Below are 25,312 nucleotides of genomic sequence, written 5' to 3' on the forward strand. Positions count from 1 at the left end.
CCACTCATCCCCGACTTCAACCTCGGAGAGCATGTTGCCCGTCAGTGTCTGGCGACCGTCGCAGAAGCGTGCTCCGCTGCGGTGAGAGGCCCTCTAAGACCCATCAGTGAGTCGGTCAACACGAAAAATCAGAGAAAGTTTTCAACAGGCAGAATCTCGTAGAAAGGCGCCGCGAAGTGTCGCTTGCACGGCGAGCCGGCGACTGGAAGGCGCTTGAACGTCATGTCTTCAAATCGCCAGAACCGTTTTCTCGCGAGCCCATCGCTCTGAACGAGAGCCGCTCTGCTCATCATCACGACCCATCAACCCGGCTTGCAGCACCAAGGACTCTCCTCTCTGCCCATCAGAGTGGATTTGCGATGGAAGGAATGGCAGACCTCCTGCTCACCCAAATCACTGCAATAGCAGGATCGATAAAACCAATGCCCACGGACTTCGCCCCAACACCCCGCTCCGGTTCACGCCTGTTCTCCATTTTTGGCGGATCGATGGGTAACCTTGTCGAATGGTACGACTGGTACGTCTATTCCGCATTCACCCTCTACTTCGCAGGTGCGTTCTTTCCCCAGGATGACGCCACCGTACAATTGATGAACGCGGCGGCCATCTTCGCTGTCGGGTTTCTTATGCGACCGCTCGGCGCCTGGCTCATGGGTATCTACGCCGACCGGAAGGGACGCAAGGCCGGCCTTGCACTGTCGGTTTCGCTGATGGGCGGCGGCTCGTTGCTTGTTGCACTCACGCCAGGTTACAACACGATCGGCCCCTGGGCTTCGGCACTGCTGCTGCTTGCCCGGCTTATGCAGGGGCTTTCGGTCGGTGGTGAGTATGGTGCAAGCGCCACCTATCTTTCGGAAATGGCGCAGCATGAGCGACGGGGATTCTTTTCCAGCTTCCAGTACGTCACGCTTATTGCAGGACAGTTGGTCGCCCTGTGTGTACTGCTTCTACTACAAGCGCTGTTGAGCGAGGCACAGCTGGAAACCTGGGGCTGGCGCATTCCCTTCGCTGTGGGCAGTCTGCTCGCAATAGGCGTATTCCATATGCGGCGCTCCATGGCGGAGACACCGGACTTTGAAGCCCTGGCACAGTCGCAGATCACGGCTGAAAATAGCAGCGGCACCCAGTTGATCCGCGAGCATGCCCACCAGATCATCGTTGTTCTGGCGCTGACTGCAGGTGGCACCCTCGCGTTCTATGCCTATTCAACATACATGCAGAAGTTCCTGGTCAACAGCGCCGGATTCAGTCGCCAGAGCGCGACAGGGATCATGGCGGCAGCCTTGTTTGTCTACATGCTGCTCCAGCCGATGGCTGGATGGCTGTCCGACCAGATCGGCCGCAAGCCCCTCCTGATCGCCTTCGGCCTCATGGGCGTGACCTGCACCGTGCCCCTGTTCAGAGGATTGGAAACAACCCAGACTGCACCCCATGCCTTTCTTCTTGTCATGGCAGGGTTAGTGATCGTCACCGGCTATACCTCGATCAATGCAGTGGTGAAAGCCGAGCTGTTCCCGGCACGCATCCGCACACTCGGCGTCGCGCTACCCTATGCGCTGGCCAATACGCTGTTTGGTGGAACCGCCGAATATGTAGCCCTCCTGTTCAAAGACAAAGGGTACGAAGCTGGCTTCTACTGGTATGTCACCTTGATGATCGGCATATCCATTGCAGCGTATCTCTGGATCAGTCGGCGCAGCGCCAACCACATGCACGATAAGACGGACTGACGCCTGCGCCTGCTGAATCTCGGAATAGACCAGCGCTTCGGTATCGACACCTAGCAACCTATCGCCCATGCTTGGCGAATCCGGGGGGCAACCGCAAACAGCGGCCCGAGGCAGGAGCGAGTTCGGGTGTCGGTATCATTAATTCCTCTGGCCATCATGCTGAGCCAGCCCGGTTCACTGCCCGCAGACGAAGCGGCAGCCTCTACGGCGCCCCCTTCCCTTGCACTCGTTCTCCCGCAACCTTACCCGAAGACGCAAACTGCACCGCTTGGCAGTTCCGGCCTGCCTCAGACTTTCGCGCAGCTCACCCTTCAAGATGGGTTGCCGCCTGCACCAGCGGGAACGATATCGGGGCCGGAAGGCACTGGCGAGATCGTCGTAACGCGAAACCAGCGTCATGTCCGCGCCGATCCGCTGTCGGGCCTGAACGCGGCCAGCTTCGATGCCGTGCAGGCGGTCGACAAGGCAATCGTCGCCCCGGTTGCGGGAGGGTATGAAAAGGTCGTCCCCAAACCGGTCCGCAACGGCTTGCGCAATTTCCTGATCAATCTTGCCGAACCGGTAGTCTTCATCAACTACCTGCTCCAGTTCAAACCAGGCAAGGCGATGGAGACGGCAGGGCGCTTCGCCATCAACAGCACGATCGGGATTGCGGGCCTCTTCGACATGGCCAAGCGCAAACCTTTCCGCCTGCCCTACCGCGAGAACGGCTTCGCCAACACGTTTGCCTATCACGGCGTCAAAACCGGCGCTTACCTGTTTCTGCCGATCATCGGGCCTACCACAATCCGCGATCTGATCGGGCGCATTCTCGACCTTTCGGTGCTGCCCACCGTCATCGGCAAGCCGTTCAATACGCCCGTCTACAGCCTTGGCACAGGAACCGTGAAGGCGTTGAACGACCGTGTCGCGTTTGACGAGCAGATCGTCGCCCAGCGCGCGGCCACCGATCCCTATGTCGCCACGCGCGACTTCTATCTGAAGCGCCGACAGGCCGAAGTGAATGCCCTGCACAGCGCGGCCTGGCGCGCGCGCAAGGGCATCGCCGATCCGGTACTGCCCCCCATAGCGCCGCATGTAGACAGGAACGCCGCCCCCGGCAGCCCGGATGCTGCCCCGCAGCTTTCAATCCCCGGCTCCTCCGGCCTCACCCCGGCAGCGCCTGCCCTTGAAGCTCCCGTCTCGGGAACTCCTCAGGTATCGGCGCCCCCGGCAACAGCGCCGTCGCCCGGAACACGCTGAACGATCGCTGCGCCGTGCTGACGGGACGGCGCCACCCTGTCAGGACAGCGCGCTCTGGGCTGGCCCGAAGCGCGCCACCATATCGTAGGCCTCGCCCAGAAACAGCTGGCGAACCGTGGTGATCCGCTCTGCGCCCCGCCACGTCCGACGCTCAACACAGAGGCATGGCGCTCCCGCTGCCACCCCCAGCCATTCGGCGTCCTGCCGGGTTGCCGCGACGGCGGAAATACGCGTCTCCGCCTCTGTCCACGGCACATGCCGGAGCAGCCACGTGCCCGGCGGATCGGTTGCGAAATCGGCCTCGGCCAGCGCGGGAACGGCCAGGGCGCTGACCAGACGGAACTCGATGCACAGGGCTTTCCCGTCAGCCATGTGCAGCCCGTCGATCTCGATCAGGCTGCCTTTTCCCGCCAGAAGGACTTCCTCCTCGCCCTCTCCAGCCGGGCGGGTCCTGCGCCGGATCAACCGGTAGGCATAGCTCTGGCCGCGCTCGCGCACCTGCGCGGCGATGTCGGGCACGTCGAGCACCATGGAATGCACGCGAGGGCGCGCCACGAACGTTCCGGCCTTCTTTCGCCGGTCGATCAGCCCGGCGGTCGCCAGCGCGGACAGGGCCTTGTTCACCGTCATCCGCGAACAGCCATAGACCTGCATTACCGCCTGCTCGGTCGGCAGACGCTCGCCCGGCGCCAGGTCTCCGGCAAGGATACGCTGCTCAAAATCCGAGCGGATCCGCTCATGCAAAGGCAGGCCCGGCGGCACGGTCACGCGATCAGGGCCTCCAGCACTCGGACATAGACCTGCTCCACGCTCTCGCGAAGGCGGTGTCGCCCGTTGACAACCACTTTCTCGCCATGGCGCCATACGCAGTCAATGGCCGCGCGGCCGCCTGCAAAGACAAAGCTGTCCATAATCGCATTCCCTTCCCGGTGGGCCATGGAGGGGTGGTCAAGCCGCAGACTGACCAGATCGGCGCCATGCCCCACCGCGATCCCCCCGGCCATGCCCAGCGCTGCGCCACCGCCATCGAGCGCCGCCGCGTAGAGGTCTGCGCCGGTCGAACGCCCGCTTCCCATTGCCATGACGTTGCGTGCCCGATGCACCAGACGCTGACCATATTCGAGCAGGCGCATTTCCTCGGCGCAGTCTATGAGCACATTGGAATCGCTGCCGATCCCATAGCGACCTCCGGCGGCGAGAAAGCCCTGTGCCGGGAACAGGCCATCCCCGAGATTGGCCTCCGTTATCGGGCACAGCCCCGCAATCGCTCCGCTGCGCGCCAGTGTCAGCGTCTCTGCCTCGGTCATATGCGTGGCGTGAACAAGGCACCAGTTCGCGCCGACCTCGGCATGGGCGAGCAGCCATTCGACGGGCCGCTGGCCCGACCAGCCGAGGCAATCGGCAACTTCCTTTTCCTGTTCGGCAATATGGATGTGAACAGGACGCCCTTTCGCCAGAGCTGCGAGGTCCGCCAGCTGGTCAGGCGAAACCGCCCTGAGGCTGTGCGGCGCAACGCCGATCACCGGGTCCGGCAGACTGCGCGCGTGCGCCTCCGCACCCTCCTGCAGCCGGACATACCCATCGATATCGTTGAGGAAGCGCGCCTGCGCGAGCCCCGGCGGTCGGGCGCCAAAGCCTCCATAGCGGTAAAGGACCGGAAGCAGCGTCATGCCGATCCCGGTTTCGGCAGCCGCCGCGATGACGGCGCCGCTCATTGCCGCTGGATCGGCGTAAGGGCGCCCGTCGCGATCATGGTGAAGGTAGTGGAATTCGCCGACACGCGTGAAGCCAGTCTCCAGCATCTCGACATAGGCCATCGCGGCAAGGGCCTGCACGTCTTCGGGCGTCATGCGGTCAACGAAGCGGTACATGATCTCGCGCCAGGTCCAGAAGCTGTCGCTGGATGCCCCGCGCCGCTCGGCCAACCCTGCCATCCCGCGCTGGAAGGCATGGCTGTGCAGATTGGGCATCCCCGGCACCGCGCAAGCATGCCGCTCGTCCGAAAGGCGCGCCGACACGCCTGCCTCCACGGACGCAATCACCCCATCGCGCAAGGTCAGCCGGACGTTCCGCGCCCAGCCTTCAGACAGCAGGCAATGTTCGAAAAACAACGCACGCTGCGCTGTGCAGACCTGCTCCACCATGACTGCGCTCCCTTGTTCCGTTTTTTGTCTATACATTAAAACCGATCGATGCAATCACGGTGTCCTGCCGCCATCGCTGGGGATTCGGTCATGCATTGCGACACCATCTGGAAGGACGCGCGGCTCGCCACCATGCGGGATGGGATGGGCGCTATCGATCACGGCGTGGTCGCGTCCCGAGAAGGCCGGATCGTCTTTGCAGGCGCCGCCGAAGAGGCGCCTGCCCTCGAAGCCGAGCGGATCGTCGCCTGCGATGGACGCTGGATCACGCCCGGCCTGATCGATTGCCACACGCATCTGATCCATGGCGGACACCGGGCCAGCGAGTTCGAGATGCGCCTGAACGGCGCCTCCTACGAAGAGATCGCCCGCGCGGGCGGCGGCATCGTCTCCACCATGCGCGCCACCCGCGCCGCCAGCGAGGACGCGCTCGTCGCCTCCGCCCTGCCCCGGCTCGACGCGCTGATCGCCGAGGGCGCAACCACGGTGGAAGTGAAATCGGGCTACGGCCTCGATCTCGAAACCGAACTGAGGATGCTGCGCGCAGCCCGCCGTCTGGGCACCGAACGCGCGGTCTCCATCGCAACCACATTCCTCGGCGCCCATGCCCTGCCGCCCGAATTCGCCGGTGATGCCGATGGCTACATCGACCATATATGCAAGGTCATGCTGCCCGCCGTCGCCCGCGAAGGCCTGGCCGATGCCGTGGATGCCTTCTGTGAGGGCATCGGCTTCTCCCCGGAGCAGACCGCACGGGTGTTCGCCGCCGCCGCGCGCCACGGTCTGCCGGTCAAGCTTCATGCCGAGCAGCTGTCCAACCTCCATGGCGCCGCGCTCGCCGCAGGGCACGAGGCGCTGTCCGCCGACCACCTCGAACATCTGGACGAGGCGGGCATCGCCGCGATGGCCGCTTCGGGCACCGTCGCCACCCTGCTGCCGGGCGCCTTCTACTTCTGCCGCGAAACACAGGCGCCACCCATCGCAGCCCTGCGCGCTGCCGGTGTGCCGATGGCGCTGGCGACCGACTGCAATCCCGGCACCTCGCCGCTCACCTCGCTGCTGCTGGCGATGAACATGGGGGCGACCTTGTTCCGCCTCACCGTCAGCGAATGCCTTGCCGGTGTCACCCGCCATGCCGCGCGCGCCCTCGGGCTGGCCGATCGCGGCACGCTGGAGGCGGGCAAGCGCTGCGACCTCGCCATCTGGGACATCGATAACCCCGCCGAACTCGTCTATCGCATGGGGTTCAATCCGCTCCATGCCCGCATCTGGAGTGGAAAATGAAGACCGTCCTGCTCAGCCCCGGCCACGTGACGCTTGCCGAATGGCGCGCCGTCTATCGCGGAGCTGTGGTGCAACTCGATCCCGCCTGTGCCGACCGCATCGCGCAGAGCGCCGCCGCCGTCTCGCGCATTCTGGCCAGAGGTGAGCCGGTTTACGGGATCAATACCGGGTTCGGGAAGCTCGCCAGCGTGCGCATCGGCGACGAGGATCTGGCGACGCTTCAGCGCAATATCGTGCTCAGCCACGCGGCGGGGACGGGTGAGCCTTCGCCGGTGCCGGTGATCCGCCTGATGATGGCACTGAAGCTCGCCAGTCTGGCACAGGGCGCCTCGGGCGTGCGCCCGGAAACGGTCGCGCTGCTGGAGGCGATGCTGGACAAGGGTCTGACCCCGGTGGTGCCGAGCCAGGGCTCGGTCGGCGCCAGCGGCGATCTTGCCCCTCTCTCCCACATGGCCGCAACGATGATCGGCGTGGGCGAGGTCTTCTGGGAAGGGGAGCGGCTCGCCGCGCTGGAAGGGCTGCACAGAGCAGGCCTGAAACCGACGGAACTGGGGCCGAAAGAGGGTCTGGCGCTGCTGAACGGCACCCAGTTCTCGACTGCGAACGCTCTGGCGGGTCTGTTCGAGGCCGAACTGCTGTTCCGTTCAGCGCTCGTCACCGGCGCGCTGTCCACCGAGGCGGCGAAAGGATCGGACACCCCATTCGATCCGCGCATCCATCACCTGCGCCGCCATCGTGGGCAAATCGAGGTTGCCGAGGCGCTCCGCACGCTGATGGCGGGCAGCGCGATCCGGGCCAGCCACCTCGATCACGATGCCCGCGTACAGGACCCCTACTGCTTGCGCTGCCAGCCGCAGGTCATGGGCGCCGCGCTCGACGTGCTGCGTCAGGCCGCTGCCACGCTGGAGATCGAGGCCAACGGCGTTTCGGACAACCCGCTGATCTTCCCCGAGACCGACGAGGCATTGTCGGGCGGCAATTTCCATGCCGAGCCGGTGGCCTTCGCGGCGGACATGATCGCCATGGCGGTGTGCGAGATCGGCTCGATCGCCGAGCGCCGGATCGCGATGCTGGTCGACCCCGCCCTCTCCGGCCTGCCTGCATTCCTGACGCCGCGACCGGGGCTCAATTCCGGGTTCATGATACCGCAAGTGACCGCCGCCGCGCTGGTCAGCGAGAACAAGCAGCGCGCCTATCCGGCCAGCGTCGATTCCATCCCCACCTCCGCCAATCAGGAGGACCATGTCTCGATGGCCGCCCACGGTGCGCGCCGCCTGCTGGACATGACCGCGAATGCCGGCGCCGTGCTGGGGATCGAACTGCTCGCCGCCGCGCAAGGGTGCGATTTCCACGCCCCGCTCGCGTCCAGCACGGCACTGGAAGCCGCCCGCGCGATCTTGCGCGAACAGGTGCCGACGCTGGACGAGGACCGCCATTTCCACCCGGACATGGAAGCGGCGAACCTGCTCATCCGCTCGGGCGCGCTGATCGCCCCGGCAGCCGATATGCTTCCCGGCATCGCGTGAGCGACTGGCTGACCGTCACCGAGGGCGACGCGCCGCTGGTGATCGCCTTTCCCCACGTCGGCACGGATCTTGCCGACGTGGAGGGCCGGTTCCGCTCGCCATGGCTGGCGCGGCGCGATGCCGACTGGTGGGTGGACGATCTCTACGCCTTCGCCGCCGATATGGGCGCCACGCTGGTCAGCACCCGTATTTCGCGCAGTGTGATCGACCTCAACCGCGATCCCTCGGGCGCCTCGCTCTACCCCGGACAGGCGACGACGGAATTGTGCCCGACAACCACGTTCGACGGCGAGCCGCTCTATAAAGACAGCGCGCCCGACGAGGCCGAGATCGCCCGCCGCCGCGCGTTCTGGTTCGATCCCTATCACGCCGCGCTGGTGGCCCAGATCGCGCGACTGCGCACCCGGCATGCCCGCGTGGCCCTCTACGATGCCCACTCGATCCGCAGCCGGGTGCCGCGCCTGTTCGACGGCGAACTGCCGCTGTTCAATATCGGCACCAACGGCGGCACGACCTGCGACCCCACCCTCGCTACGAAAATTCAGGCCATCTGTGCCGCCTCGGGCGAGAGCCACGTCCTCGACGGGCGCTTCCGGGGCGGCTGGACCACCCGGCATTACGGGGCGCCCGACAAGGGCGTCCACGCCGTCCAGATGGAACTCGCCATCCGGGGCTACATGGACGAGCCCGATACGCCGACGCAGGCCAACTGGCCGCCGCCCTTCGAGCCGGCCCGCGCCGCGCCGCTCACCGAAACCCTTTCGCACATCCTGAAGGCCGCGCTGGCCTTCGCCGCCGAGGACGTCTGACATGACCCGCATCGACAACACCCGCGTCATCAAGCCCGCCACCGGCACCACGCTCTCTGCGAAAAGCTGGCTCACCGAAGCGCCCTTGCGCATGCTGATGAACAACCTCCACCCGGATGTGGCCGAGCGCCCGGAGGAGCTGGTCGTCTACGGCGGCATCGGCCGCGCCGCGCGCGACTGGGAAAGCTACGACAGGATCGTCGAGACGCTGCGCCGCCTGAACGCCGACGAGACGCTGCTGGTCCAGTCGGGCAAGCCGGTGGGCGTGTTCCGCACCCATGCCGATGCGCCGCGCGTGCTGATCGCCAACTCCAACCTCGTGCCGCACTGGGCAAACTGGGAACATTTCAACGACCTCGATAGGCGGGGTCTGGCCATGTACGGCCAGATGACCGCCGGATCGTGGATCTACATCGGCACGCAGGGCATCGTGCAGGGCACCTACGAGACCTTCGTGGAGATGGGCCGCCAGCATCATGGCGGCGACCTTTCGGGCAAATGGCTGCTGACGGCGGGTCTTGGCGGCATGGGCGGCGCGCAGCCGCTGGCGGCGGTCATGGCGGGCGCATCGTGCCTTGCGATCGAATGCCAGCCCAGCCGGATCGAGATGCGCCTGCGCACCGGCTACCTCGACACGTCGGCCAGCACCATCGAGGAGGCCATGGCGATCCTCGATCGGGCGAAGGCGGACGGCAAGCCCGTCTCGGTCGGCCTGCTGGGCAATGCGGCGGAATTGCTGCCCGAGATCTACGCGCGCGGCATCCGCCCGGACCTGCTGACCGACCAGACCAGCGCCCACGATCCGGTCAACGGCTACCTCCCGGCAGGCTGGACCGTGGCCGAATGGATCGAACGGCGAGAGCGTGAACCCGAAATCGTCGCCAAGGCCGCCAAGGCATCCATGGCGCAGCATGTCCGCGCCATGCTCGACTTTCAGGCCGCGGGCGTGCCGACCACCGATTATGGCAACAACATCCGCCAGATGGCGCTGGACGAAGGTGTGGCGAACGCGTTCGATTTTCCGGGTTTCGTCCCCGCCTATATCCGCCCCTTGTTCTGCCGGGGGATCGGGCCGTTCCGCTGGGCCGCGCTTTCGGGCGATCCCGAGGACATCTACAGGACCGACGCCAAGGTGAAGGAACTGCTGCCCGACAACGCGCACCTGCACAACTGGCTCGACATGGCGCGCGAGAAGATCCACTTCCAGGGCCTGCCCGCGCGCATCTGCTGGGTGGGTCTGGGCGATCGCCACCGCCTCGGCCTCGCCTTCAACGAGATGGTAGCCAAGGGCGAGCTGAAGGCCCCGGTCGTCATCGGTCGCGACCACCTCGACAGCGGCTCTGTCGCCTCGCCCAATCGCGAAACCGAGGCGATGCGCGACGGTTCGGACGCGGTTTCGGACTGGCCGCTGCTCAACGCCCTGCTCAACACGGCAAGCGGCGCGACATGGGTGTCGCTCCACCACGGCGGGGGTGTCGGCATGGGCTATTCGCAGCATTCGGGCATGGTGATCGTCGCGGACGGCACGCAGGAAGCCGCCGCGCGGCTCGGGCGCGTGCTGTGGAACGATCCCGCCACCGGCGTCATGCGCCATGCCGATGCGGGCTATGACATTGCCCGCAACTGCGCGATGGAAAAGGGCCTCGACCTGCCCGGCATCCTGCCCTGAGGACCATCGCGAAGACGCTGCGAGTGCTAAAGCCTCGCAGCGTCTTCGCGAAATCTGCCGTCCTCGCGACACTTTCGGACAATCGGACAAGACCTCGGCAAAGCCCTGCGACAACGCAGGTCTATTGCGCTTTCATCACTTCCTTGAAAGGCGGCACAGCGAATGGTCCGGGTTCTCAGCATGGCAGCGGCACTGGCCAGCGCAACGACGATCTTCACCGGCGTCGGAGCCAGTGCTCCGGTCGCACATCAGAGCCAAGCCACCGCCGCGCCCGCAACAGGTTCGGCGGACCGGCCTTTCGTGCTATCCAAGGTGAACGTCACCGCAACCGCGCTGCCGAACTAGGGTCAGCCTCCGGTATCGGCATCGTCGCCGTCGCGCATCGGCAGGTTCGCCAGCAAGGCACCGACGCGCCGGGCCAGATCACCGATCGCGAAGGGCTTGGTCAGAACCTGCATCCCGGTATCGAGAGCCTCGCGTCCGATCACGGAGTTCTCGGCGTAGCCGGTGATAAACAGCACCGGGAGGTCGGCATGGATCTCCCGCGCAGCGTCCGCGAGCTGGCGCCCGTTCATCCCGCCGGGCAGCCCCACATCGCTGACGAGAAGATCTATCGCCAGATCGGATCGAAGCATCCGCAGCGCTGATGCCGCATCATCGGCCTCCAGCACGGAAAAGCCCATATCCTCCAACGCCGTCACCACCAGCATGCGGATGAGCGGCTCGTCGTCGACCACCAGAACGGTACGGGCATCGGAAGCGATCTCGCCTTCCGATGCAGCATTTTCACTGACGGCGGGCGTCACGTCTGAGGATGGCAGGAACCGGGGCAGATAGATACACACCGTCGTTCCCTGCCCTTCTTCCGTATAGATGCGGGCATGACCGCCCGACTGGCGGGCAAAACCGTAGATCATCGACAGGCCCAAGCCGGTGCCCTGCCCCAGCGGCTTCGTCGTGAAGAACGGATCGAAAGCCTTGGCCGCAACATCGGCGGACATGCCCACACCCGTATCGGTCACGCAGACCGACAGGTATTGGCCTGGCGGAACATCGTGCATCTCGGCAGCGCGGGCATCGAACCATCGGTTCGCGGTCTCTATGGTGATCCTCCCGCCGTCAGGCATGGCATCGCGGGCATTGATACACAGGTTGAGCAGCGCATTCTCCAGCTGCCCCGCATCGACGAGCGCTCGCCACAGGCCCGCAGCGCCCACGCACTCCACCGTATTATGCGGCCCCACCGACCGACGGATAAGGTCCGCCATCCCGTCGATAAGGCCGTTGACGTCGGTCGGCCGGGGATCGAGCGTCTGGCGGCGCGAAAAGGCAAGCAAGCGATGGGTCAGCGCCGCCGCGCGCCGCGACGCACCCTGCGCCATGACCAGATATTTTTCGACCTCGGCAAAGCGGCCCTGCGCAAGGCGCGTGCCGATCATTTCCAACGAACCGGAAATGCCTGCCAGCAGATTGTTGAAATCATGCGCGAGGCCGCCCGTCAGTTGACCGACCGCCTCCATCTTCTGCGCCTGTCGCAGTTGTTCTTCGGCTCGCATCAGTTCCGCGCTGCGCTCCTGCACCTGCTGCTCCAGCGTTTCGGTCAGTTCGCGCAGTTCCGCCGCGACGCGATCGCGCTCCTCTTCCATCGCTCGCCGATCCTCCAGATCGATCAGCACGCCCTGAAAGCTGGCAGGCCCTCCGTTTTCGTCGACTTCAACACGGCCGACCGCTTCGACCCAGCGATACGCATCCGCCGTGCCGGCACGGTATTGATGGCGATAGGAGGTCTGTGTCTTCACCGCATCGGTAATCGCCGCCCACAGGCCTTCGCGATCGTCCTGATGGACAGATTGCAAGGCCTCGGCAATCGTCACGCCCTTGCGCCCCTGCTCGGCATCGAAACCGAACGCACCGGCGAACCCTTCGTCAACCGTCACATGGTCGCGGGGAATATCCCAGATCCAGGTTCCCACGATTGCCCCGGCGCTCATTGCCAGTTGGACGCGCTGGATATTTTCGCGAGCGACCTTCTCGCTGTCCTGCAGCGCAATCTCTGCCGCTTTGCGTGCGGTAATGTCACGGAACAGCACCGATACCTGCCGGTTGCTTTCAGGCCCGACACGCCTGGCCGATACTTCTATGACGCGCCCGGCAAGGACGAAATCGCGCTCGAAACGGAGCGGCTCGCCGGTGCGCAGCACCTGTCCATAAAGTTCCAGCCATCCCTCCGCCTCATCAGGCGCCAGTTCCCGCAAGGTCTTGCCGACGATCCCGGCAATCCCGGTATGCCGTTCATAGCCTGAGTTCGCCTCGATATGGACGTAATCACTGAGCGGTCCGAACGGCCCGTCGAAGAACTCGATTATGCAGAAGCCATCGTCGATCGCCTCGAACAAGGCCCGATAGCGGGTCTGTGCATCCTCCTTCGCAAGATCGGTATCATCCGCACGCAAGGCCCGATCGCGCCAGAGGGCCGCAAGCTTTTCCAGCTTGTCGCGGGAAAGCGTCGAAAGATCCTGCTCAGACACGTCATGAACCAATGCATTTGAGGTCGGGGAACAGCCCGATGCCCATCAACGCGCCGGCAAGCAGAAGGTGCCGATCGCTTGACGGGAAACGCATAGATCAAATTACCACATCTGGCGCCCGGCGTTTCGATACTGCGCTATTCTCCGGGATCGCCATAGACGAACGCCGTCGCGCCCGAGCGCAGCAACACAGGACGCCTCACGTAATCGACCTCATAGGCATCCGCGCTGGCAAGCTCGGCAGCGGTGATACTGAAAACCGTTCCGTCCACCGCGTCGGCAGGGTCATCGCTGCGCTCGACCATCGGGTGCCAGCGCGAACCGCTCTTGGCGATCACCTCGGGATCGCTGATCTCGATCAGCCGACTGCGCCAGCCGATCATCGCGTCGGCCCTCCCTTTCACCAGCCGTCCGAACAGCGCCTGCTGCACTTCTGGCTGGCGCAGAGTGCCATAGGAAAACAGCAGGATTTCCGAATCTTCCTGTACCGCCATCGCTCAGCTCTCCAGCAAGCGTTCGTAGAACCCGCCGAAAGTGCGGTCGCGGGAAACGAGGTGGATTTCCAGAATCCAGTGCCGCTGGCGCCCCTGCTCGTCCGGGTCGCGCATCGGCCACAGGTTCGCCGGGCTCACGCGGCGACGATCCTTGTCGCCAGGGGAGCGGGCATAGGGAAACTCACCCACCAAATGCCCCGCGATCTTGCCACCGAACAGCCAGCCCCGCACTTCGGCCTCTTCATGGGCGATCGCATAGAGCTGCGCACCGGAGATCTCCGGGTCTGCCTCAAAGCGCGCCTTCACGGCATCGAACGTCACCAGAAGATCGGCGCAAAGGCGATGCTTCTCGGGGTCATGGCCCACTGCATAGCTACGCCCGACATCGGCTTCCCAGTCTCCGAAGACGGGGCCCAGATCGAGAAACACGATATCATCCGTCTCGATCACGCGATCGGGAGCGCTCTCGCCCGCGACACACAGCGTATTGACACCTGCGCGCACGACACGGTCGTGCCAGTGTTCGGTCACGCCAAAATCGCGTGAGGCGATAGCGTAGATGTCGCGCTCCACCTCCATCTCGCTGCGCCCGGCCGCCACGATACCCGCAGCCTCGATGGCATCAAGCAAGGCAAGCCCACGCGCTTCGGCGGCGACAAGCTGGGCGAACGATTCGTCTTTGGCGTCAGTCATAGGGCCTCTTGCGCAGGTCGCTGGCCCGAACGCAAGAACCGCCTCAGAACGGCAGGCAGCGCAGCATCGCCCCCCGTCGCGCCAGCGGAGCCCCGGCACGACGCTCTACCAGCAGATCTGCCGTTGCGAGCATCATCTGCGCGGAGGCCTCCTGCCGCGCGATGATCCGCACGCCTGCTTCCGTTTCGTCCCAGTGACCGCAAAGGAACTGGTCCCGGTCGCCGCCGGGGACGGCGCTCTCCAGACTTCGCAGTGACGACCATCGCAACGCCCGGTCGTAACCTGCACCTGACAGCGCGCTCACCAACGGCGCCAGAAACAGGCGCGCCGCCGTCAGAGCTGCGGTCGGATTACCGGGCAGGCCGATCACATGCACCGTGCCGATCCGACCGTACCACACGGGTTTGGCGGGTTTCATCGCCACCCCCGCGAACAGCAGATCCAACCCCAACGGCAAGAGTGCAGTACGGGCGTGGTCGCGCCGCCCCTGCGAGGCACCACCCGCAATCACCAGCACGTCTGTCTCCGTTAACGCCTCTTCGCTCGCCAGGCGCAGCGCATTCCCGTTGTCAGGGGCGCAAGAGATGCCGCAAGGCTTGCCCCCCCATTGCCGCGCCATCAGCAGCAGCGCTTCGCTCAGACTGTCCGGAATCGCATCGTCGCACAGATACGCGTCGCCCGGTCGCGCGAGTTCATCACCGTTGCACAAAACATGGACGCGCGGCCGGCGCCATACGGTCACGCGGTCCTGGTCGGCTGCGGCGGCGACCAGCATGGTACGTGCATCGATCCGGGTGCCGGGCTTCAACAGCACCTGCCCAGAGATAAAATCGCTGCCCCGCACACGGACATGCGCCTTCCCCAGAGCGGAGGGGACGACAACCTCGCCACCCTCCACACGCACAAATTCGCGCATGACAACACGATCGGCTCCCGATGGCATGGGGGCACCGGTGGAAACAGCGATCGCCGTTCCGGAAAGAAGCGGCAAGGGCATTGCGCTTCCCGCAAAGCTCTCACCCTGCAGCGTCAGGCGAGTGGTATTACCGGAAAGATCGCCAGAGCGAACCGCGTAGCCATCCATCGCCGCACTGTCGCGCCTCGGCGAATCGATGCGTGCCACTACCGGCTCGGCCAAGGTACGGCGCCCGGCCTTGGAAAGGCGTACGGATTCCATGCCCAACGGATGCGCATTGGCGCGCAATATCGTCTGTGCGCCATCGAAATCGATGTTTGCCGCGCAGGGAATCTCTGGAACCGTTGCCATGCAATGCTTCTAACCCTGCATACTCGCCACGACCATCGCACTGATCGCAACATTGTTTTGCGACTTGGCAATTATTTGGCAATTATGCTGACGCACGTCTGTCGGGATGACAATGACCTCAAAGGCCGCGCTATGCAGGGCCTCGCGAAGCGCAGCGACACGGAGCAGGGGGCCACAGCCACTTGCACCGGTCCACCTGCCACCCCTTCGACTGTCAATTTCCAGCGACCGGAAAAGGAAAAGCGCTCTCGACCCCGCGAAGACGCGTCGCCATCGCCTCCAGGAACACCCGCAGGCGTGTCGGGATCAGCGAGCGCGAGACCATCAGCGCGCAGACTGGCGCAGGTGGGCTGCGCCACCCCGGCAGCACGCGTACCAATCGCCCGGCCTCGATATCGGCAGCGATATCAACCCATGACTTCATCGCCAGCCCTGCCCCCTCCAGCGACCAGTCGTGCCAGACCTCGCCATTGTTGCAGCGCAGGCGCGAACGAACCGGCAGCACGACCTCGCGACCGGTCCCGTCCGTCAACCGCCAATGCGTGCCGACACCCCGATGCAGGCAATCGTGATGAAGCAGATCCTCGGGAACCTGCGGCACTCCCCTCCGGTCGAGATAGGCCTGCGAGGCCACGATGACGCGGTAGCTCTCCGCCAGCTTGCGCATGGTGAGACCCGGCTGCGCAGGCTCGCCGATGCGGATGGCGACGTCGAAAGCCTCGTCGATCAATTCGGAAACGGCATCGGTCAGCACCAGTTCTATCGAAATGCCGGGATGGTCCCGCGCCAGTTCGCGGCACACCGGAGCGACATGGGCCCGGCCCAACGCAACCGGCGCACTGATGCGCAGCAGGCCCTGCACCTCCAGCCGTCCGTGCGCGAGCACCGCCTCAGCCTCATCCACTTCGGCAAGGATGCGCTGGGCCCGCTCGAACAGACGCGCGCCCTCGTCGGTCAACGCCAATCGACGCGTACTGCGCGCAATCAGCAGCGTACGGGTACGCGTCTCCAGCGCTGCCAGCCGCTTGCTGACAAGGCTAAGCGACACACCCATCCGCCGCGCTGCCGCCGACAGGCTGCCTTCGGTTGCGATCCGTACGAATGTGCGCAGTTCGGCGATGTCATCAAGCATTTATTCTCTTCGATTTGGAAAGAGTTTCTGGAAATATTCGGTCATACACCATCATCCGGAAAGACCTAGATAGGGCCCGAGCCCTTTTCTGCGACGACCTCTTTCGGAGTCCGATCCATGTCTTCCAACATGTCCTCCAAACTGTTCACCTCCGCCACGCTGGCCGAAACTGCCCTGCCCCATCGTGTCGTGATGGCGCCGATGACGCGTGCGCGCAGCACCCAGCCCGGTGACGTGCCGAACGCCATGAATGCAACCTATTACGCCCAGCGCGCTTCTGCCGCGCTGATCGTCAGCGAGGCAACGCAAATCTCCCCGCAGGGCAAAGGCTATTCCTTCACGCCGGGCCTCTACAGCGACGCACAGATCGCGGGCTGGCAGCTCGTGACCGACGCGGTCCATGCGCAAGGCGGGCGTATCTTCGCCCAGCTCTGGCATGTCGGCCGCATGTCGCACCCCGACTTTCATGACGGTGCGCTGCCCGTCGCGCCTTCCGCTGTCCCGTTCGAGGGCGAGATATGGAAAGTCGATCCCGTGACGGGCGAAGGCGCAATGGTGCCTTGCCCCACTCCGCGTGCCCTGGAAACGGTAGAAATCCGCGCCATCGTCGAGGACTATCGCAAGGCTGCGCGCAACGCGATCGCTGCGGGCTTCGACGGTATCGAACTGCACGGCGCAAACGGTTACCTGATCGACCAGTTCCTGCGCACCGGCTCGAACCTGCGCACCGACGAATACGGCGGCTCGCGACAGAACCGCCTCCGCTTCCTGCTCGAGGTCGTGAACGCCGTCGCTGACGAGATCGGGCCAGAGCGCACCGCGATCCGCCTCGCTCCGTTCCTTACCGCACGCGGCATGGCCTGCCCGGACATCCTTCCGACGCTTCTGGAAGCCGCCGATTTCCTGCAGGCGAAAGGGATCGCCTATCTGCACCTCGTCGAGGCGGACTGGGACGATGCGCCCGAGTTCACCGAGGATTTCCGCAAGGACATGCGCGCGCGCTTTCGCGGCACGATCATCGTCGCGGGCCAGTACGACATGGCGAAGGCCGACTGGGTACTCGACAACGGCTATACCGACCTGATCGCTTTCGGTCGTCCCTTCGTGGCGAACCCGGACCTGCCCGCCCGCCTGATGCAGGGCGCGGTATTGGCCGAACTCGACGGGGCCACGCTGTTCGGCGGCGGCGAGCATGGCTACACCGACTATCCCGCACTGGTCGAGGCCTGAGGGTATGCACGATCTGACCCGCCGCGCCGCGCTCGGCGCGTCGCTCACCGGTCTGGCGGCGGGGATGTTGCCGCAAGCAACATTGGCCCGGCCATCGCCCTCACAGCCGCCCTCGGACGAAGCGCTTGGCACCGGCCTCGAAGGTTGGGCCTATCCGGGGCCGGTCGCCTTTCTGCCACTGGTAATGGAAGGGCAGCCGGTCCGCATGGCCTATATGGACTTCGCGCCGACCACTGTGGCGAACGGGCGCGCCATCGTCCTGCTGCACGGCAAGAACTTCGACAGCGGCTACTGGGCAGGCCCGATAGGGTGGCTGCGCGATGCCGGTTTCCGGGTGATCGTCCCGGACCAGATCGGCTTCAACAAGTCCGCCAAGCCCGATCTTGCCTATTCGTTCGAGGCACTGGCCCGCAACACGATGGCGCTTGCCGATGCGCTTTCGCTGGGCAAGGTCACGGTTCTTGGCCACTCGACCGGCGGCGCGCTGGCGGTACGGCTCGCTGCGATCTTTCCCGAGCGAGTCGAACAACTGGTGCTGGAGGACCCGATCGGCCTCGTCGATTACCGCGCCTACATTGCCCCGCAAACGACCGAGACACTGACCGCAGCAGAGCACAAGTATACGACCGAGAGTTATCGGACCTTCATCGCGCACTTCTTCCCGGTACTCCCTCCCGCGCAGTACGAGAGCTTCGTGACCTGGCGGATGCGCGTGGCGCTTTCGGCCGAGTTCGACCGTTTCGCGCGTGCCTCTGCCCTGACGTATCAGATGATCTACCGCGAGCCGGTGCGTACACTCTACCCCCTGCTGACAATGCCGGTACTGCTGACGGCAGGTACTAAGGACCGCTCCGCCCCGCTGATCGGCTATGCCACGCCAGAGGCACGCGCCCGGATGCCTGCGATCCATGAAGCGGCACAAGCAGCGATGGGCGATCTCAAGACCGCACGCTTCGTCTCGTTCCCCGGCCTCGGCCATGTCCCGCATCTGGAAGCGCCAGAGCGCTTCCGCACCGAACTGCTCCAGTTCCTGAAAGCCTGAAGGATACCGCCTTGCGTTTGCCCCTCGTTCTCGCGACTGCCCTTTTCTCAGCGCCCGCGCTTGCCGCTTCGCCCGCTCCTGCCGAGGCTCCCGTCCGTGCCATCGTCAATGTCGACCTGATGCCCAGCGACGAAGTGCCCGGTGCGGCGCTGCTCAAAGCCTATGTCGCGCAAAGCCGCCACGATTCCGATGTACTCTCCATCGCGCTGATTACGCAGGATGGGTCGGCCAACCACTTCATTCTCGACGAGACGTTCGCCAGCCGCAGCGCCTATGACCGCTTCGTTGCCTCATCCGCCGTGCGCAGCTTCCGGCAGACCCTGTTCCCCCACCTCGGCAGCCCATGGGACGAGCGTTCGGGCGTCGACGTTTCGGAATAAATCAGGGCAGGAGCGCTCTGGACGAATCCCTTTTGCCTCACTATGTACCGATCGGTATGAAATGTTCTCCCTCTCTTGCCCACCGTGGCCGTCCGCGGGAATTCGATCCCGACACGGCGCTGGCGGCGGCCCTGCGCGTCTTCTGGCGCAATGGTTACGAGGGAGCCTCGCTCTCGGAACTGACCGAGGCAATGGGCATCGGCAAGCCCAGCCTTTACGCCTGTTTCGGCAACAAGGAAGCCCTGTTTCGCAAGGCGCTCGACCTCTACGAGCGGGAAAAGCTGGCCTATATGCGCAGCGCCATGGATGCGCCGAGCGCGCGCGGCGTTGCCGAGAAGCTGCTCTACGGCGCAGTCGAGACGTATGCGGGCGACGACGAACAGCAGGGCTGGCTCGGCTCGATGGGCATCTCCGCCTCGACACCCGAAGCCGACTCGATCCGCGCCGATCTGGCCGCCCGCCGCGCCTCGTCTGACCTCGCGATCGCCGAACGCTTCGAGCAGGCGCGCAGGGATGGCGATCTGAATGACGGGATCGATCCGGCCTGCCTCGCACAATGCCTGATGACCCAGCTTCAGGGGCTGGTCGTCAAGGCCCGAACCGGCGTCCCGCGTGAGGAACTGACGAAGATCGTCGGCACCTTTCTGGATATGTGGCCCAGCCGATAAAGAGGCTGACAAGCGGCCCTGTCCCGCAACGTCTTGAAGTGCCCCTAAGAAAAATTTTCGTTCATTCGGGGTTCACCCCTTGAAAACGGACTTCTGAACCAAATCTTACCGATCGGTACAGAAAGCGCTTGACCGCCTTTCCGCATCGCAATATATACCGATCAGTACACAACGCAATCCCGATTCCCAACCGACTTCTTTCAGGGAGGCCCGGTCCATATGAAATACACCTGTCGCCGGGTCTGACCGGCACCGCCACGGCACCCTTGGCAAGGGACACCGGCCACACGCCTGTGTCTGACGCGAAGACGCGCCCGATCTGACACATCCAGAGCAGTTGCCGCGCGGCCCGTAACAGGTCTGCCGCGTGTGGTCGGCTGCACCCCATTTCCACCCATCCCGGCGGTCCCTCCCACCGGGAGACGCCTCGACGCGCGCCCTCTTCCCCCCGTTCCCCGGGGCGCGCGCCGGGGCCAACAGGGAGCAAGCCTCATGGCCTTCATCGATTTCAACCTTGCCGCTTCGGTCGCATCGGCCGCCCCTATTGCCATCCCCGCCAGCGTGCCGGGTTCGGTCACATCGCTGACCGATCTGGAACGCCGCGTCGTCGAACTGGCGCGCGATGATACACTCGCCTCGCTGCTGCCTCCGCGCAAGCGCTCGTGGATCGAACGCTTCGTGTTCGGCCCCACGCCGCCTGCCAAGACGCTGGCGAACGAGAAGCTGGAGGCGCTGCGGCGGCTGGCCGTGCAGGCCTGGCACAAGGGCTACACGCTTCCGGCCTCGGCGATGCGCGACGCGTACAAGGCCGGTTTCAGCGACGCCCAGGTGGGCGCCGTCATCGACATCATCGGGCGCACCCGCGCCCCGTTCCGGAGAATCGCCGCGTGAATTTCCCAGCAACCCTCCCAGAGGCCGCCCCAAAGGCAGCTGAACCCGAAACCTCGGCGGGCTTCGCCGAAACGCCCCGTGGTTCGCGCAAGCGCACCGCCGCGATTGCCGCCATCGCCATCGTCCTTGCAGGCGGCATCGCCTGGAAAGTGATGAGCCACGCGCCCGCCGATGCCGCCGCAATGCCGCCTGCACTGGTCTCCGTCTCGCACCCGCTGGTCAAGCAGGTGACCGAGTGGGACGACTATGTGGGCCGTTTCGCGCCCAGCAAGACGGTGGAAGTGCGTCCGCGCGTTTCGGGCGCGATCACGCAGGTCCTGTTCCGCGATGGCGACATCGTGCAGGCAGGCCAGCCGCTGTTCGTGGTCGATCCGCGCCCCTACCGCGCGGCCCTTGCCGAGGCGCAGGCGGATGCCGCATCGGCGCGCAGCACGCTGGCGCTGGCCCGTTCGGACTACAGCCGCGTCGCCGGCCTCAGCGGTGACGAGGCGATGGCCGCCAGCGAGGTCGACCAGCGTCGCACCCGCGTACAGGCTGCCGTTGCCGCGCTCGCCGCGGCCGAGGCCCGCGTGCGCAGCCGCCAGCTCGACGTCGACTTCACCACGGTCCGCGCGCCCATCGCGGGCCGTATCTCGGATCGCCGCGTCGATGCGGGCAATCTCGTTTCGGGTGACAACGGCACCGCCGCGACGCTGCTGACCACGATCAACGCGGTCAGCCCGATCTACTTCACCTTCGATGCGTCCGAAGCACTGTTCCTCAAGACCCAGCGCGACAAGGCAGCAGGCGAAAAGTCCGACAATGTGCAGGTCCGCCTGCAGGACGAGACCGCCTATCGCTGGAACGGCCATCTCGACTTCACCGACAACCGCCTCGACCCCGGCTCGGGCACGATCCGTATCCGCGCCGTGTTCGACAATCCCGAGGGCTTCCTGACGCCGGGCATGTTCGGCAACATGCGCCTCGCCGACAGCGGCAAGGTTTCGGCCATGCTGGTGCCGGACGAGGCAGTGCAGTCCGATCAGGCTCGCAAGGTGGTGCTGACGGTCGCCAAGGACGGCACCGTCACCGCCAAGCAGGTGCAGCTCGGGCCGCTGGTCGATGGCCTTCGCGTCATCACCTCAGGCCTGACACCGGCTGACGATGTGGTCGTCTCGAACTACCAGTCGGCCATCGCGGGCGCCAAGGTGCAGGTCAAGGCGGGCGCCATCAAGGCCGATCCGGCGGCAGTGCAGGGCGCGAACGGCCCGAGCGAGCCGGTCGCCGCGCAGGCCACCATCGGCTGACCGTTTAGCGGGGCGACAGCGCCGCGCGTGCCGACATTTTCGATATAACCGCTCCCGGCCCTTCCGCCGGGAGCCACCCTGCAAAGGGGCACTCCCATGCGATTTTCCCGGTTCTTCATCGACCGGCCGATTTTCGCGGGCGTCATCGCGGTGGTCATCACCGTGGTGGGTCTGCTCGCCTATTTCGCGCTGCCGGTCAGCCAGTATCCCGACATCATCCCGCCCACCGTCACGGTGACGGCGCAGTATCCCGGCGCCAGCGCCGAGACCGTGGCCGACACCGTAGCCGCGCCGATCGAGCAGGAAATCAACGGCGTAGACAACATGCTCTACGTCAGTTCGCAATCGACCGGCGACGGCAAGGTGACGATCACCGTTACCTTCAAGATCGGCACCGACCTCGATGCCGCGCAGGTTCTCGTACAGAACCGCGTCGCCATCGCAGAGCCGCGCCTTCCCGATGCGGTGCGCGCGATGGGCGTCGTCACCAAGAAGAGTTCGCCCGACTTCCTGATGGTGGTCAACCTGCAATCGCCTGACGGCACGTATGATCGCGACTACATCTCGAACTATGCACTCACCCAAGTGAAGGACCGCCTTGCTCGTCTGAACGGCGTGGGCGACGTGCAACTGTTCGGCTCGCGCGACTATGGCATGCGCGTGTGGATCGACCCGAACAAGGCCGCCGCGATGAACCTCACCGCAGGGGAAATCGTTGCCGCCCTGCGCGCGCAGAACGTGCAGGTTTCCTCGGGCGCCATCGGTGCGCCGCCGTTCGACAAGGGCAATGCCTATCAGGTCGGCGTCGAGATGCAGGGTCGCCTGACCACCCCGCAGCAGTTCGGCGACATCGTGATCCGCACCGATGCGCAGGGCCGTCAGGTCCGCGTGCATGACGTGGCGCGCGTGGAACTGGGCGCGCAGGACTACACCACCAACACCTACCTCTCGGGCAAGCCGACCGTCGTGATCGCGGTGCTGCAACGTCCGGGCTCGAACGCGCTCGACGCCGCCAAGGCTGTGCGCGCCGAGATGGACGATGCCGCCAAGGCCTTCCCCAAGGGGCTTGAATACTCCGTCATCTACAACCCCACCGAATTCATCGGCCAGTCGATCGACGCAGTCTATCACACGCTGTTCGAGGCGGTGGTGCTGGTCGTGCTCGTGATCCTGGTGTTCCTCCAGAACTGGCGCGCGGCGGTGATCCCGATCGTCGCGATCCCGGTCTCGCTGGTGGGCACCGCGATCGTGCTGCTGGCGGTGGGCTATTCGCTCAACAACCTGTCGCTTTTCGGGCTCGTGCTCGCCATCGGCATCGTCGTCGACGACGCGATCGTCGTGGTCGAGAACGTCGAACGCTACATCGAGGAGGGGATGACGCCGCTGGCGGCAGCTCGCCGCTCGATGGACGAAGTGACCGGCGCCCTGATCGCCATTGCGCTGGTACTGTGCGCCGTGTTCGTGCCGACGCTGCTCATTCCGGGCATGTCGGGACAGTTCTACAAGCAGTTCGCCGTCACCATCTCGACCGCGACGGTCATCTCGCTGATCCTCTCGCTCACGCTGTCGCCCGCGCTGGCCGCGCTGCTGCTGCGCGAGAAGCACACCCTGCCTGCCGGTGCCCCGCGCTGGAAACAGGTGGTGCAGAAGGGCGCAGACCGCTTCAACCACGGGTTCGAGCGCCTGAGCGCGCGCTATTCGCGCCTGACTTTCGCGCTCGTCACCCGTCCCTTGCGGATGATGGCGACGTATGCCGCGCTCATCATGGCCACCATCGGCCTGTTCTGGGCAACGCCGACCGGCTTCATCCCGCAGCAGGATCAGGGCTACTTCCTCGCCGCGATCTTCCTGCCGCCAGGCTCGTCGCTCAACCGCACGGACGAGGTGACGCGTGAAGTCGCCAAGCGTATCCTGCCGATCAAGGGCCTGCGCGGCGCGGTGATGTTCGCCGGTTTCCATGGCCCTTCGCAGACGCAGTCGCCCGATGCAGCCGCGATCTACTTCCCGTACAAGAGCTTTGCCGAGCGCAAGAAGCTGGGCGTCACCGATGCCGGAATCATGGCGCAGGCCGCCGAAGCGATGAAGGGCTATGACAAGGCACAGGTCCTGCTGATCCCGCCGCCGACCATCAACGGTATCGTCCCGCCGGGCGGCTATCGCATGATCGTGGAGGATAACGACGGGCGGGGTCTCGCCGAACTCCAGAAGGCGGCAGGCGCGCTGATCGCCAAGGCCAACCAGTCGCCCGAACTGCATCAGGTCTATACCCTGTTCAACATGAACACCCCGCGCGTCTATGCCGACGTGGACCGCCGCAAGGCAGACATGCTGGGCATCTCGCCGTCCAAGGTGTTCGAGGCGATGCAGACCTATCTCGGCTCGACCTACATCAACGACTTCAACCTGCTGGGCCGCACCTATCGCGTGACGGCACAGGCCGACGCGCCCTATCGCGGCTCGACGGCGGACATCGCCAACCTCAAGACCCGCTCGGACACCGGCGCAATGGTGCCGATCGGCTCGGTAGCGACGTTCAAGGACGAGACCGGCCCCTATCGCGTGGTGCGCTACAACCTGCACCCGGCGATCGAGGTCGATGGCAGCTATGGCCCGGGCTACTCTTCGGGTCAGGCGCTCTCCACCATGGAGAAGCTGGCCGACGAGACGCTGCCCGCAGGCTATGGCCACGAATGGACAGGTATCGCCTACCAGCAGTCGCATGCCGGTAATTCGGGCGGGATCGTGTTCGGCATGGCGGTGCTGTTCGTGTTCCTTGTTCTGGCTGCCCAGTACGAGAGCCTGACGCTACCGCTGGCGATCATCCTGATCGTGCCGATGTGTCTGTTCGCCGCCATGCTCGGCGTGAACATCCGGGGGATGGACAACAATATCCTCACCCAGATCGGTCTCGTCGTGCTGATCGCGCTTGCTGCGAAGAACGCGATCCTCGTGGTCGAGTTCGCCAAGCAGGCCGAGGAGGAGCGCGGTCTCTCGCCCATCGAAGCCGCCGTGGAAGCAGCCCGAATCCGCCTCCGCCCGATCCTGATGACCTCGTTCGCCTTCATCCTCGGCGCTGTGCCGCTGGTGATCGCGGAAGGCGCCGGTGCCGAACTGCGACAGGCACTGGGTACGGCAGTGTTCTTCGGAATGCTGGGCGTCACCGGGTTCGGCCTGCTGTTCACTCCCACCTTCTACGTCGTCTGCCGCAAGCTGGCGCTGCATTTCGCCAGAAACGGGGCCAGCAACAAGGCGCGTGCCGGAAAGCACGGCTCCACCGCGCTGCAGCCGGCGGAATGA

At 65.1% G+C, this 25,312-nt stretch carries 21 protein-coding genes; 14 read left to right on the forward strand and 7 right to left on the reverse strand.

Features of this window, described 5'->3' with window-relative positions:
- The first annotated feature begins 422 nt into the window (after positions 1-422).
- Complete coding sequence (locus AC3EC3_RS15830) at positions 423-1,730, forward strand: MFS transporter (RefSeq protein ID WP_488490695.1); 1,308 nt, start codon at positions 423-425, stop codon at positions 1,728-1,730.
- 321 nt (positions 1,731-2,051) lie between these two features.
- A complete protein-coding gene (locus tag AC3EC3_RS15835) occupies positions 2,052-2,972 on the forward strand; it encodes an MlaA family lipoprotein (RefSeq protein ID WP_488490567.1) in 921 nt (306 codons plus the stop codon).
- A gap of 39 nt (positions 2,973-3,011) precedes the next feature.
- On the opposite strand, the gene hutC is transcribed toward AC3EC3_RS15835, so the two are convergent.
- Positions 3,012-3,740 (reverse strand): histidine utilization transcriptional repressor HutC, encoded by a 729-nt coding sequence (gene hutC, locus AC3EC3_RS15840; protein ID WP_488490568.1) that lies wholly within the window; start codon positions 3,738-3,740, stop codon positions 3,012-3,014.
- Positions 3,737-5,116, reverse strand: coding sequence for a formimidoylglutamate deiminase (locus AC3EC3_RS15845; RefSeq protein ID WP_488490569.1), 1,380 nt, complete (start codon positions 5,114-5,116; stop codon positions 3,737-3,739). The genes hutC and AC3EC3_RS15845 overlap by 4 nt, the downstream gene beginning before the upstream one ends.
- Before the next feature lie 90 nt (positions 5,117-5,206).
- Between AC3EC3_RS15845 and hutI the strand changes: the two genes are divergently transcribed.
- From hutI to AC3EC3_RS15870, 5 genes are all read left to right on the forward strand, one after another.
- Positions 5,207-6,400 carry an imidazolonepropionase gene (gene hutI / locus AC3EC3_RS15850; protein ID WP_488490570.1) on the forward strand — a complete coding sequence of 398 codons (1,194 nt, stop codon included), beginning with the start codon at positions 5,207-5,209 and terminating at the stop codon, positions 6,398-6,400.
- Positions 6,397-7,926 (forward strand): histidine ammonia-lyase, encoded by a 1,530-nt coding sequence (gene hutH, locus AC3EC3_RS15855; protein ID WP_488490571.1) that lies wholly within the window; start codon positions 6,397-6,399, stop codon positions 7,924-7,926. Before hutI ends, hutH begins: the two co-directional genes overlap by 4 nt.
- The gene (gene hutG / locus AC3EC3_RS15860) at positions 7,923-8,735 is read left to right on the forward strand and encodes an N-formylglutamate deformylase (RefSeq protein ID WP_488490572.1); all 813 of its coding nucleotides are present in this window, start codon (positions 7,923-7,925) and stop codon (positions 8,733-8,735) included. Before hutH ends, hutG begins: the two co-directional genes overlap by 4 nt.
- A 1-nt stretch (position 8,736) precedes the next feature.
- Positions 8,737-10,404, forward strand: coding sequence for a urocanate hydratase (gene hutU, locus AC3EC3_RS15865; protein WP_488490573.1), 1,668 nt, complete (start codon positions 8,737-8,739; stop codon positions 10,402-10,404).
- A gap of 162 nt (positions 10,405-10,566) precedes the next feature.
- Positions 10,567-10,749: a hypothetical protein gene (locus AC3EC3_RS15870; protein ID WP_488490574.1), complete on the forward strand. Its 183-nt coding sequence runs from the start codon at positions 10,567-10,569 to the stop codon at positions 10,747-10,749.
- Between the two features lie 2 nt (positions 10,750-10,751).
- Here the strand turns inward: AC3EC3_RS15870 and AC3EC3_RS15875 are convergent, their stop codons facing one another.
- From AC3EC3_RS15875 to AC3EC3_RS15895, 5 genes are all read right to left on the reverse strand, one after another.
- Positions 10,752-12,932 (reverse strand): response regulator, encoded by a 2,181-nt coding sequence (locus AC3EC3_RS15875; RefSeq protein WP_488490575.1) that lies wholly within the window; start codon positions 12,930-12,932, stop codon positions 10,752-10,754.
- A 137-nt stretch (positions 12,933-13,069) separates the two neighbouring features.
- A complete protein-coding gene (locus tag AC3EC3_RS15880; RefSeq protein WP_488490576.1) occupies positions 13,070-13,426 on the reverse strand; it encodes a gamma-glutamylcyclotransferase family protein in 357 nt (118 codons plus the stop codon).
- 3 nt (positions 13,427-13,429) lie between these two features.
- Positions 13,430-14,119 (reverse strand): M24 family metallopeptidase, encoded by a 690-nt coding sequence (locus tag AC3EC3_RS15885; protein WP_488490577.1) that lies wholly within the window; start codon positions 14,117-14,119, stop codon positions 13,430-13,432.
- Between the two features lie 43 nt (positions 14,120-14,162).
- Positions 14,163-15,386, reverse strand: coding sequence for a molybdopterin molybdotransferase MoeA (locus tag AC3EC3_RS15890; RefSeq protein WP_488490578.1), 1,224 nt, complete (start codon positions 15,384-15,386; stop codon positions 14,163-14,165).
- A 214-nt stretch (positions 15,387-15,600) separates the two neighbouring features.
- Positions 15,601-16,518 (reverse strand): LysR family transcriptional regulator, encoded by a 918-nt coding sequence (locus AC3EC3_RS15895; RefSeq protein ID WP_488490579.1) that lies wholly within the window; start codon positions 16,516-16,518, stop codon positions 15,601-15,603.
- A 117-nt stretch (positions 16,519-16,635) separates the two neighbouring features.
- Here AC3EC3_RS15895 and AC3EC3_RS15900 point away from each other — a divergent pair, with 117 nt between their 5' ends.
- The 7 genes from AC3EC3_RS15900 to AC3EC3_RS15930 all read left to right on the forward strand — a co-directional run bounded on the left by AC3EC3_RS15900 (position 16,636) and on the right by AC3EC3_RS15930 (position 25,312).
- Positions 16,636-17,748 (forward strand): alkene reductase, encoded by a 1,113-nt coding sequence (locus tag AC3EC3_RS15900; protein WP_488490580.1) that lies wholly within the window; start codon positions 16,636-16,638, stop codon positions 17,746-17,748.
- Positions 17,711-18,790, forward strand: coding sequence for an alpha/beta fold hydrolase (locus AC3EC3_RS15905; protein WP_488490581.1), 1,080 nt, complete (start codon positions 17,711-17,713; stop codon positions 18,788-18,790). The genes AC3EC3_RS15900 and AC3EC3_RS15905 overlap by 38 nt, the downstream gene beginning before the upstream one ends.
- A gap of 11 nt (positions 18,791-18,801) precedes the next feature.
- A complete protein-coding gene (locus AC3EC3_RS15910; RefSeq protein WP_488490582.1) occupies positions 18,802-19,170 on the forward strand; it encodes a putative quinol monooxygenase in 369 nt (122 codons plus the stop codon).
- A gap of 56 nt (positions 19,171-19,226) precedes the next feature.
- Positions 19,227-19,838, forward strand: coding sequence for a TetR/AcrR family transcriptional regulator (locus AC3EC3_RS15915; RefSeq protein WP_488490583.1), 612 nt, complete (start codon positions 19,227-19,229; stop codon positions 19,836-19,838).
- Positions 19,839-20,330: 492 nt separating this feature from the next.
- Positions 20,331-20,729 carry a hypothetical protein gene (locus AC3EC3_RS15920; protein ID WP_488490584.1) on the forward strand — a complete coding sequence of 133 codons (399 nt, stop codon included), beginning with the start codon at positions 20,331-20,333 and terminating at the stop codon, positions 20,727-20,729.
- The gene (locus AC3EC3_RS15925; RefSeq protein WP_488490585.1) at positions 20,726-22,015 is read left to right on the forward strand and encodes an efflux RND transporter periplasmic adaptor subunit; all 1,290 of its coding nucleotides are present in this window, start codon (positions 20,726-20,728) and stop codon (positions 22,013-22,015) included. Before AC3EC3_RS15920 ends, AC3EC3_RS15925 begins: the two co-directional genes overlap by 4 nt.
- Before the next feature lie 96 nt (positions 22,016-22,111).
- A complete protein-coding gene (locus AC3EC3_RS15930) occupies positions 22,112-25,312 on the forward strand; it encodes an efflux RND transporter permease subunit (protein ID WP_488490586.1) in 3,201 nt (1,066 codons plus the stop codon).

Source organism: Novosphingobium sp. BAM6 (genome assembly GCF_057784955.1).